This window comes from Luteimonas sp. A649 (genome assembly GCF_054072735.1).
The window spans coordinates 1-9,343 of sequence record NZ_JBSVRQ010000007.1; the positions used below are offsets into that span (position 1 = coordinate 1).

Sequence of the window (9,343 nt, forward strand, 5' to 3'; positions counted from 1 at the left end):
TGGAACTGCAAGACGCAATGCAAAGAGCGACTATCAGCTTGCGACAGTGCATAGAGCCCTCTAACACCTAAGTTAAGCCGAGCCGCGAAGCGGCTTCGGCTTGAACGCATTGTTAGGCCGCCGCCACCAGACACCGCGAACACTTGTCTGGACGCGCCGCAGCCCAACCCTCGAGCCGGAACATTACAACAACTGGCCACCCTCTGACTGCGCCCTGGACCGAGCGAAAGAGTCTGCGCTTCAAGCTTGCTCCGGTGCCTGGGCGTGTGGGCTACCCAAAGCCCACTATGGGTGTGAGCGCCAGAACTCTTGGCCCGTGATGCTCAGGCGAGTCGGGTGCTGCGCCACGCAATCTTGAACGAAGCGACCCAGTGGGCTTGGCGAAACTGACCGAAGGAGTACACCAAAAGAGCGGGATGCCGGAACTCGCACCGAGTGCGGCCTAACGCCTGAATTAAGCCGCGCCGCGAAGCGGTGTCGGCTTGAATGAATTGTTAGGCCGCATTTGCGACCTTTGGCAAGTAGAAGTACGCCACTAGAAGAGTCGCGGTGAAGAACAGAGCCAAGAAGTAGTTTACGGCCGCTATGAGCAAAGCCGTTTGGATCTTGCCGCTGGCGGGGCGCCGCGAGCGCCACATGAGCAGGCCCGCCGCAGCCGACGCCGTTGCGACCGCCCACGTGACGGGCTGTACAGCAGGAAGCCAGCCCGCGTGGACCTGCGCTATGGCCGGGACCACTGGACCGAACGAACTCAAGTGTGCGGCAGGGTACAGAACCAGGACAGCCGACACGAGGCCGCCAACAACGAGCACCGCGATGATGCTGGACATGTAGATCAAGATTGCGATGAACTTGAACATGAGGCCTAACGCCAGAATTAAGCCGCGCCGCGAAGCGGCGTCGGCTTGAATGACTTGTTGGGCCTCACCTTCACTGCGGCCACTCCTTATACTTTGACGGCGCAAGACTAATGTCGTCTCGCGCCCAGATGTCAAAGATGGCTCGGTGCCTAAGGTTCTCGGAAGCGCGATTACGGTTCCTGAACTGAAGTAGCCAAGTGTAAACGTCTGCAAGCTGGAGGAAGCGGCTCAAGTGCGAATGCGTGAAATGCACCGAGTCGACCAAGTTTTGAATGTTTCGCCCAAACTCAAAGTTAGTTCCCCTTGCTCTGTAGCCAGACAGGCTCACAGCGTATCTCTCGGCCACTCGGTCGCTCTCCCGATCTCCAATAAGCATTCCTAGACAGCTTTTTGCCTTACAAAGGTCATTCGCTCTTTCACAGAAAAACATGAATGCAATTTCATCAGGGACTTGGCTTGGCCAAAGTTTTGCAACATTGATCTGCACGTCGATCAGCATAACTTCTGGCGCCGTTAGGATCTGCATCATTTCGTCGAGCAGACTGATGCGGGCATCGAAGTCGTTCCAATCCTTAAAGTGCCTCTTGCGATGAAAGATCTCGGCGGCATGGAGCTCGGTGCCACGAACCAAAGCAGACTGACCGAAGGCCCGTTGCGCGACTGCATTAATGCGCTCCTCTATCTGCTCAAGATGCGCTTCGTCCACGCACACGCCACCAATGTGGTAGTGCGGGTACTCATCATCGTTCTTTGCTTCATCGAAAAATATCAACTTCATACGCGTACTTTCAGTGAGGCCCAACACCTAAGTTAAGCCGAGCCGCGAAGCGGCTTCGGCTTGAACGCATTGTTAGGCCGCCGCCACCAGACACCGCGAACACTTGCCTGGAAGCACCGCAGCCCAACCCCTGAGCCGGAACATTACAACAACTTGCTGCAATCTGGCCGCAAACTTGGGTCTGATTGAGTAGAAGCACCGGGCCCTGCCGAAGCAGACTGATGCTGCCGCACCAACCTGCCAGATACCAATAGGTTCTTGGCTGGGACCACCAGACCGGACTCGAATGGGGTGAACAGCACCGTCATGATGATCATTGGGATGAGGCCAATTGTCTTGGCGGTTGGATCAATGGCGCGGCATGTTCGGTGCACCGCAGCCGCGTAGGCAATGACCGGAGGGACCGTTACCAGCGCCAGAAGAATTGAAGCCGCAATTACGGTCTTGGACGAATGGGCAATGGCTGTGATGATCATGGCGGCGAACCAGACGACATGGACAATGTAGCTTTGGAACAAGCGTCGTCTCTGCCTGATGAGCTTGGGGATCAGAGAGGAGTCCATTGCGGCCTAACACCTAAGTTAAGCCGAGCCGCGAAGCGGCTTCGGCTTGAATGAATTGTTAGGCGGCTGGCTACAGACCACCAGCCGCCGCAGCTTGTTGGTAAAGGTCCGCCAGGCCCGAGGCGGACATTGCCTTGAGTTCATTGTAGGCAGGCTCAGTAGCGGCCTTGTCTCCGGTACCTTCGCCGTAGAGCACGATGCCATCACCATCCGGCCGGACTATAAAAAAGAATGGGTTCGCAGGGTTGGGCGCGCCAGCTGCCACAACGACCGACTGACCATCCGCACAGGCGTATACGACCCAATCATTTCCGCCGAAGTGTTTCGTGGCGGGGCCGGTATGACATTGAAGCTCTGCCTCCTCACCCGATGGCTCAGCTAGCGGAAAAGCAGTGAGCAAAAAAAGCAGCGCGGTACCGAGCATGTCTCCCCCTGTCGCCTAACGCCTAAGTTAAGCCGAGACGCGTAGTGGAGCAAAGCACATGGCAAGCTCTACCTGCCATGTGCTTTGCGTAACGAAGCGGCTTCGGCTTGAACGCATTGTTAGGCCCCGCCCGCTGCGGACGTGACCGTGCCGGAACGGTCAACACTGATCGTAAAGCGGGATAGTTTCGAAGTTTCCGGGTCGAAGGTCTGCAGGATCACTAACGTGCTTTCGCCTCCGCAGGATGCCTGTAGTTGCTCAATGTTTTTCCCCCGGAGCCCAGCCGAGATCATTGGATCATCTTGGATGTACTGTCCGTTGACCCACATTGTCAGCTTGGGGGTGAACTCAGACACGAAGTCAACGACGTACCGGAGATGGCCGCTCGCACCCGATGGACAGGTAAAGGAGTAGGTCAGTTCCGAGTGTGCTGGCGGCCGGTAGCCGGATGCTCCAGAAGCCGATGCGAACAGCAGACTCGTAACAGCTACGAAAGACCTCACGCTCATTGCGAACTCCCATAGGGGCCTAACGCCGGAATTAAGCCGCGCCGCGAAGCGGCGTCGGCTTGAATGAATTGTTAGGCATCATTGCCACGACTATAACTTGGCCGCTAGCGACTTGAGCCGCTTGCTTGGCTTGGATAACTTGACGTGAAGCTTTCCATCATTTGATGATCTGAGACCCGTCACATAGTCCTTTACAAGATCAAAGGTTACCGAATCGCTGATCTGATACCAGCCAGATTTGTATTTCACTTTCCCGCTTGCGATTAGATTTTCTATGTCGGGATAGTTCTCAGCGAACTGCTTGGTTCGCGCCTTGAGTTCTTCAATTTCGGATTCTGTGAGTGGCATGACTACGTCCTATGAGGCCTAACGCCTGAATTAAGCCGCGCCGCGAAGCGGCGTCGGCTTGAATGAATTGTTAGGCGCTACTGCGCGCCGTGCTGCCACTGGCATGTCAACTCTCCCACGACCTTGCGGCCCCCTAGGCTAAGCACGACATTGTTCCCGGTACCGCTGAGCGTGAATGCGGGCAAGAAGCCCTGCCTGTCAGACCCCGCATGCACTATATCAATGCGTCGCTCGCGATAGCTGAAATCACGAACCACGTAGCTTGCAACGCGCATGGAACGGGGCTCATTAACTTGGATCATCGCTATCTCACCCGAGCCGATGAACTCAAACGAGTAGCGGTCCGAATCGGACGCTCCATTGAAATCGCACAGTGTGTTCGTGGCTAGCACCTGGCCAGAGAGCAGCAAGATCACAACTGCGAGTAGCGAGAAACGTCCCATAGCGCCTAACGCCTGAGTTAAGCCGACTTGCGTAGTGGAGCCAAAGCCATGGCAAGCTTTTCCGCCATGGGTTTGGTGGAACGAAGCAAGTTCGGCTTGAACGAATTGTTAGGCCTCATCTTCGGCGCTCTCCTCATACTCCTCCCAAGACCACTCGCTCTCTGGGTCGTCACGAACGGCGCACCAACCAAAAGGCAAGTCTGCCAACTTGGCGAGTGCAGGCTCACGCTCGAGCATGCAACCCATACAGACCAGCTTGAGATCTGCCACGTCATTGGTTGTTCCGCAAAGGAACTGCCAGTCACCATCGTGGTCATGGTAGACCTCGACAATGGATCGAAGGCCTTCAAGCACCTGTCTTGTGGTGAAGGAGGCCGTGTTTACCGGCTCTTGAAAAGGCCAGGTTTTGAAACTGTGGGAATGGCTCATATGAGGCCTAACGCCTGAGTTAAGCCGACTTGCGTAGCGGAGCCGACAACATGGCAAGCTTAACCTGCCATGTTGCCGGTGGAGCGAAGCAAGTTCGGCTTGAACGAATTGTTAGACCCCAGCGACTTGCGCTTGCGCGCCGATCGCAGTTGCCCATTGCTTGCGGTCTGAGAGCACGAAACGGTACTCGTTGCCTCGTGCGGTTTGCACAGCTAAAGAGTTTGGGAGCAGCGGAATGAACCCCAAGAACTTGGTCCAGCAGAGCTTTGTGCCGCTCACATCCGATAGCTCGATCTGCGTGGGGCCAGTCTGGACATTGAACGCGTGCGATTGAAAGAACAAGCGTTGGTCTGTAAGGAAAAGCTTTCCGCCTACGGCCTCCATGCCACGTTGTAGGTTGGCCCCACCTTCTCGCACTAGCTTTTCATTGGGCTGCAGCGTGATCTTCATATGGGGTCTAACGCCTGAGTTAAGCCGCGCCGCGCAGTGAAGCGAAGCACATGGCAAGCTTTACCTGCCATGTGGTTTGCGTAACGAAGCGGCGTCGGCTTGAACGAATTGTTAGGCCGCAGACTAAGCTGCGCCCCTGCGAGCCGGCAAGTAGCGCGGAACCTTTTGCTGGAGCAGCCGGACGAACTCCGGCGCCATGTACTCGTATTGGTCTGGAATGCCCAGGACCGCCACGCGCTTGCCCCGCAGTTCAGGCTGGAACTTGGCCGCAACCTTCACCCGGTGCGCCGACTCCATAACGAGCACTGTGTCTGCCCAAGCGATCAACTCAGCCGAGACTGGGCAGTCCGCGTCGTTGCTTGTCCCGGCGGAAGCTGTCTCGACTCCCGGCCAGTCTGCGAACACCTGCTCCGCGGTCGGGCTGCGAAGACGGCTCTTGCCACAGACAAAGAGCACGTTGTGCGTCAAAGCGTCACCTGCGGCCTAACGCCTGAGTTAAGCCGAACTGCGTAGTGGAGCCAAAGGCGTGGCAAGCTTTACCTGCCATGCCTTTGGTGTAACGAAGTAGTTTCGGCTTGAACGAATTGTTAGGCCGCACTCCGTGACAGCAATGTGCGGCCGCCCGCAGCCATAAGTAGCAGACTGAAGAGAAAAAGACACGCGATTGGGCCTGCCTTGAACAAGTATGAGATCGGATGCTGAGCGATAAATATGAACTCAGCGTTCTCAGGGCAAGGGAGCCGTGGACCACACGGCACACTGCCCAGTGGAACGGAGCTGAGATACCAGACCAGCGCCACGCCAATTGCTATGCCGGCTACCAAGAAGAGGAGTGCGTGACCTATTGGATAGTGAACATTGGAGCTGCGAAGGACACGCCACAGCGCGAGAGGCAGTCCGTACAGCAAGGCCCATGCAATGACGCCAAAGAACATGCTGCCTAAGAGATAGAGCGGTAAATTGGCCAAGAGTGATTTCCAGTGCGGCCTAACGCCTGAGTTAAGCCGACCTACGTAGCGTAGCCGACAACATGGCAAGCTTTACCTGCCATGTTGTTGGTGTAGCGAAGTAGGTTCGGCTTGAACGAATTGTTAGGCTGCGCCCGACTCACAAGCGCGCCCAGACTTGCCGAAGCCCAACGAGATGGACAACGCCGAAAGATAAGCAGATGGCCGAGCTCCAGAACCAGAATGCTGTGCTGTTGCCAGGGAAGTACGCCATAAGTGGAGTAAAGGCTACCCCACGTAGCAAGTACACGCCGGTGATAGCGCACAGTGCCAGCCGAGTAAGCGGGAGCTTGCGGATAACGCCGGCGCCGGACAGCGCGTAGAGCGACCAGACAAGCAAGAGGGCGGTGATGACCAAGGTTGCGACAGTGGGATACCAATGCCCAGCCAGGTCCATTTGAGCCATTTGTTCGCCGGCACCGAGAAAGCGATACCAAGGCGCACCGAACGCAATGCACCCTAGGTGCAGCAGAGCAGCAAGGGCACTGAGCGCCGCGCCAACGATGAGCAATTTGTTGCGAGTCCTGTCCATAGTCTCCAGTGCAGCCTAACGCCTGAGTTAAGCCGACTTGCGTAGTGGAGCCAAAGCCATGGCAAGCTTTTCCTGCCATGGCTTTGGTGTAACGAAGCAAGTTCGGCTTGAACGAATTGTTAGGCCGCAACCTCCATAAGCCATCACTGCTGTGCTCTCTGGTCACGGAAGAAGGCGATAACGATGATAAGAAAGAACAATGTGTGAAATGCGAAGTTGACGAGATGCGCGGCCTCAGTGCCAAACAATCTAGACAACCCCCGCCCATCGATGAGCTTTAAGTGGTTCCAGTACCAGCCGGATCCTGTAAGTGCGGCGACAATGACAACCACTCCGGCGTTCCAAAGGAAATCGCTTAGCACTTTCATCGCTGCCAATGTCTCCCTTGCGGACTAACGCCTGAGTTAAGCCGACTTGCGTAGTGGAGCCAAACACATGGCACGCTTAACCTGCCATGTGTTTGGTGGAGCGAAGCAAGTTCGGCTTGAACGAATTGTTAGGCCGCTGCGTCCGTTCTAGGAGCATGAGCAACGACCTGCTGGTTCCGGGGACGCGGTGACGGAAATACAACGATCTAACAATAGCGTCCTTTTAACCACAATTGGCTGCTTGGGCTCTAGATGTACCGCATTTTGCGATTCACACGAGGCCATGCCGCCGGCCGTACAGCAGATCATGTACCCAACACTCATTTCCGAGCTCTTAATGTGATGAACGCGAGTTATGAATAGCCTAGAAGGCAGAAGATGATCGGCGGCGACGACCAGAACCGCGAGTGTTCCGAGCACTCCCAGAATGCTGATTGTGATAAACAATGCTCGCATAGGTGTCTCGACTGCGGCCTAACGCCTGAATTAAGCCGACCCACGAAGTGGGTTCGGCTTGAATAAATTGTTAGCTGCCACTCGCGGCAACCGGCGGAGCGTGCTTGATGAACCTGCGCTCATCGGAGACGTAGCCGACCGACTGGTAAAAGATATGCGCAGCTGGACGGTGATCTCCACTCGTGACCTCGACTCTTCGGGCGCCGGTGCTCCAGGCCCAGTCTTCTACGGCTGCGACCAATGTCCGGCCAACACCTAATCCTTGGGACGCTCGGCTAACGGCCAGCGCAGTGAGCCGAACGAGTTGACCTTGCGTGTGGAACAGCGGAATGGCATGCGCACTCGCTACTCCGAGCGCGGCCAGGCTGCCTGAGCGATGCGCTATAAATATCTTGTCGGAGGTGCTGCCAGCAAACTCTGATATGCGTTGCTCGACCAGTTGTACCGGAGTGCCGTAGCCGAGCTCCGCGAGACATGCAGAGATCTGGTCCGCGTCGGCAAGTATTGCGCTACGAATCTCTATGAGTGACACGTCACTCTCCAATGCAGCTAACACCTGAATTAAGCCGCGCCGCGAAGCGGCGTCGGCTTGAATGAATTGTTAGCCCTCTGGCTGGATGGTGATCTGTCTTGCGTCACTCACCCGGACGTGCGTCTGATAGTAGTACTTGTCCGTAGGCCTGCCATCAGCGAAGAAGACGATCTTCGTGCGGATCGCAGCACCTTGGACCAATATGCGCTTGCCCTTTAAGGCGGCAAGAGGATGGGCGCCGAGTTGAGCTTCCAGCTCTCGTGCTGCGAAAGTCGTAATCTCAATTGATAAGTTTCTCTGGTCCCGGTAATCCAACTCTGAGTTCAAGTACGTGTAGTTGCTTTGCATTCCCGTGGCTCGTACCTGAAGTTCAAAAACACCTTGAACTCCGTCCGGGGCGGATTCTGCAGCTAGATGTACAGCTTGGGCTGCCTCAATCCACTGAGACTGGCTAGGCGCGGTCGACGTGGTTGCGCATCCAGACGCGATGAGAAACAAAGCTGAGAAAGCGAGTCTTTTTACCATCACGTAACGGCACCTTTGTTGAGAGGGCTAACGCCTGAATTAAGCCGCGCCGCGAAGCGGCGTCGGCTTGAATGAATTGTTAGGCGACAATCGCAGCAGCATTAGGGCAGCGATAGCCACCAGAGCGGCCCAGATGGTGTCAGCTAGAACTATTCCGGCAAGACCGTAGAGCCAGTTCTCTCCGTAGCCTCTTGCAGCTTCTGCGAAATCCAGCGCAGCGCATGTCAGTGTCAAGATTACTGCCAATAAAGCCAAGCATGCACTAAGCCTGGCCTTGGAGAAATAGAAGACGACTGCCGCAGCAGCTAACAGGATCTCTGCTATGGCCCGGGCGCTATCTTTAGCCACGAAGTACGGGCTGTTTAGAAGGAACGGGCCATATCCTTCAAAAATAGGTGGGTACAAATGTCTAGCCCAAGTGCTAACAGCCATAACAATGAAGATCAAACCGTACGCTAGGCCGACGAACAGTAGAACCCCGTAGATCCGACGCCACAGCCTAAAATTCAACGACCTTGTACGTCGCGCTGCATCATGCATGTCGGCTACTCCGGAGCCACCACTTGTCGCCTAACACCTGAATTAAGCCGCGCCGCGAAGCGGCGTCGGCTTGAATGAATTGTTAGCCGATGGTTCGGGCGGTGGCGGCGGTGGATCTCCCTTGTCGTGAGTGCCGACGACCTTAACTCTTAGGGGAGAGATGCTGCCTTTGCGGCCGCCGCCGTGTTTGTTAAACACGCCGACTAGAACAACTTCTTTATTGTGATACAGCGCTGGATCAAGTTCCGTAAGAACGCCGTCCTGGAGAGATGGTTCAAGCACTAGGCAGTAACCGTCAGACGCTGAGTCAATATCGTGAAGGGACTCACAGATGAAATGCGCCTCGAAGCGTAAGACAGAAAACCCGTGGATCTGAACGATCGCGTTATTGTAGAACCGTGAGCCATTGCGAATCTCGGAAATTCTAGAGTGCTCTGGAGAAACCAGCACGCCCGCGCCGCAGCCGCATAGGATGAATGCCACAAGGTAGAGCAGGATCTTTCGCATCGGCTAACACCTGAGTTAAGCCGCGCCGCGCAGTGAAGCGAAGCACATGGCAAGCTTTACCTGCCATGTGGT

Annotated in this window: 12 protein-coding genes; all 12 read right to left on the reverse strand. The window is 55.8% G+C overall.

Features of this window, described 5'->3' with window-relative positions; all coding sequences use genetic code 11:
- Positions 1–494 precede the first annotated feature (494 nt).
- Positions 495–860 carry a hypothetical protein gene (locus ACW5E8_RS14535; protein ID WP_456966252.1) on the reverse strand — a complete coding sequence of 122 codons (366 nt, stop codon included), beginning with the start codon at positions 858–860 and terminating at the stop codon, positions 495–497.
- Positions 861–930: 70 nt separating this feature from the next.
- Positions 931–1,638 carry a DUF3800 domain-containing protein gene (locus ACW5E8_RS14540; RefSeq protein WP_456966253.1) on the reverse strand — a complete coding sequence of 236 codons (708 nt, stop codon included), beginning with the start codon at positions 1,636–1,638 and terminating at the stop codon, positions 931–933.
- 143 nt (positions 1,639–1,781) lie between these two features.
- The gene (locus tag ACW5E8_RS14545) at positions 1,782–2,201 is read right to left on the reverse strand and encodes a hypothetical protein (RefSeq protein WP_456966254.1); all 420 of its coding nucleotides are present in this window, start codon (positions 2,199–2,201) and stop codon (positions 1,782–1,784) included.
- Between the two features lie 70 nt (positions 2,202–2,271).
- Positions 2,272–2,625, reverse strand: coding sequence for a hypothetical protein (locus tag ACW5E8_RS14550; protein ID WP_456966255.1), 354 nt, complete (start codon positions 2,623–2,625; stop codon positions 2,272–2,274).
- 599 nt (positions 2,626–3,224) lie between these two features.
- Positions 3,225–3,482: a hypothetical protein gene (locus ACW5E8_RS14555; protein WP_456966256.1), complete on the reverse strand. Its 258-nt coding sequence runs from the start codon at positions 3,480–3,482 to the stop codon at positions 3,225–3,227.
- Between the two features lie 551 nt (positions 3,483–4,033).
- On the reverse strand, positions 4,034–4,354 hold the full coding sequence (locus ACW5E8_RS14560; protein ID WP_456966257.1) for a hypothetical protein: 321 nt from the start codon (positions 4,352–4,354) through the stop codon (positions 4,034–4,036).
- A 111-nt stretch (positions 4,355–4,465) separates the two neighbouring features.
- Positions 4,466–4,804, reverse strand: coding sequence for a GRAM domain-containing protein (locus tag ACW5E8_RS14565; protein ID WP_456966258.1), 339 nt, complete (start codon positions 4,802–4,804; stop codon positions 4,466–4,468).
- Positions 4,805–4,927: 123 nt separating this feature from the next.
- Positions 4,928–5,272, reverse strand: a complete 345-nt coding sequence (locus ACW5E8_RS14570) for a low molecular weight protein tyrosine phosphatase family protein (protein WP_456966259.1) — start codon at positions 5,270–5,272, stop codon at positions 4,928–4,930.
- 639 nt (positions 5,273–5,911) lie between these two features.
- Positions 5,912–6,343: a hypothetical protein gene (locus ACW5E8_RS14575; protein WP_456966260.1), complete on the reverse strand. Its 432-nt coding sequence runs from the start codon at positions 6,341–6,343 to the stop codon at positions 5,912–5,914.
- Positions 6,344–7,237: 894 nt separating this feature from the next.
- A complete protein-coding gene (locus ACW5E8_RS14580; protein WP_456966261.1) occupies positions 7,238–7,723 on the reverse strand; it encodes a GNAT family N-acetyltransferase in 486 nt (161 codons plus the stop codon).
- 45 nt (positions 7,724–7,768) lie between these two features.
- Entirely contained in the window at positions 7,769–8,047 is a 279-nt protein-coding gene (locus ACW5E8_RS14585; RefSeq protein WP_456966262.1) for a hypothetical protein, read from the reverse strand.
- 759 nt (positions 8,048–8,806) lie between these two features.
- A complete protein-coding gene (locus ACW5E8_RS14590; RefSeq protein ID WP_456966264.1) occupies positions 8,807–9,271 on the reverse strand; it encodes a hypothetical protein in 465 nt (154 codons plus the stop codon).
- Positions 9,272–9,343 lie beyond the last annotated feature (72 nt).

What these genes read in the sequence shown, in the direction of transcription:
- ACW5E8_RS14555 (WP_456966256.1), bottom strand. Translation starts at nt 3,482, where the DNA reads ATGCCACTCACAGAATCCGAAATTGAAGAACTCAAGGCGCGAACCAAG.
- ACW5E8_RS14535 (WP_456966252.1), bottom strand. Translation starts at nt 860, where the DNA reads ATGTTCAAGTTCATCGCAATCTTGATCTACATGTCCAGCATCATCGCG.
- ACW5E8_RS14565 (WP_456966258.1), bottom strand. Translation starts at nt 4,804, where the DNA reads ATGAAGATCACGCTGCAGCCCAATGAAAAGCTAGTGCGAGAAGGTGGG.
- ACW5E8_RS14540 (WP_456966253.1), bottom strand. Translation starts at nt 1,638, where the DNA reads ATGAAGTTGATATTTTTCGATGAAGCAAAGAACGATGATGAGTACCCG.
- ACW5E8_RS14585 (WP_456966262.1), bottom strand. Translation starts at nt 8,047, where the DNA reads ATGCAAAGCAACTACACGTACTTGAACTCAGAGTTGGATTACCGGGAC.
- ACW5E8_RS14575 (WP_456966260.1), bottom strand. Translation starts at nt 6,343, where the DNA reads ATGGACAGGACTCGCAACAAATTGCTCATCGTTGGCGCGGCGCTCAGT.
- ACW5E8_RS14590 (WP_456966264.1), bottom strand. Translation starts at nt 9,271, where the DNA reads ATGCGAAAGATCCTGCTCTACCTTGTGGCATTCATCCTATGCGGCTGC.
- ACW5E8_RS14560 (WP_456966257.1), bottom strand. Translation starts at nt 4,354, where the DNA reads ATGAGCCATTCCCACAGTTTCAAAACCTGGCCTTTTCAAGAGCCGGTA.
- ACW5E8_RS14545 (WP_456966254.1), bottom strand. Translation starts at nt 2,201, where the DNA reads ATGGACTCCTCTCTGATCCCCAAGCTCATCAGGCAGAGACGACGCTTG.
- ACW5E8_RS14550 (WP_456966255.1), bottom strand. Translation starts at nt 2,625, where the DNA reads ATGCTCGGTACCGCGCTGCTTTTTTTGCTCACTGCTTTTCCGCTAGCT.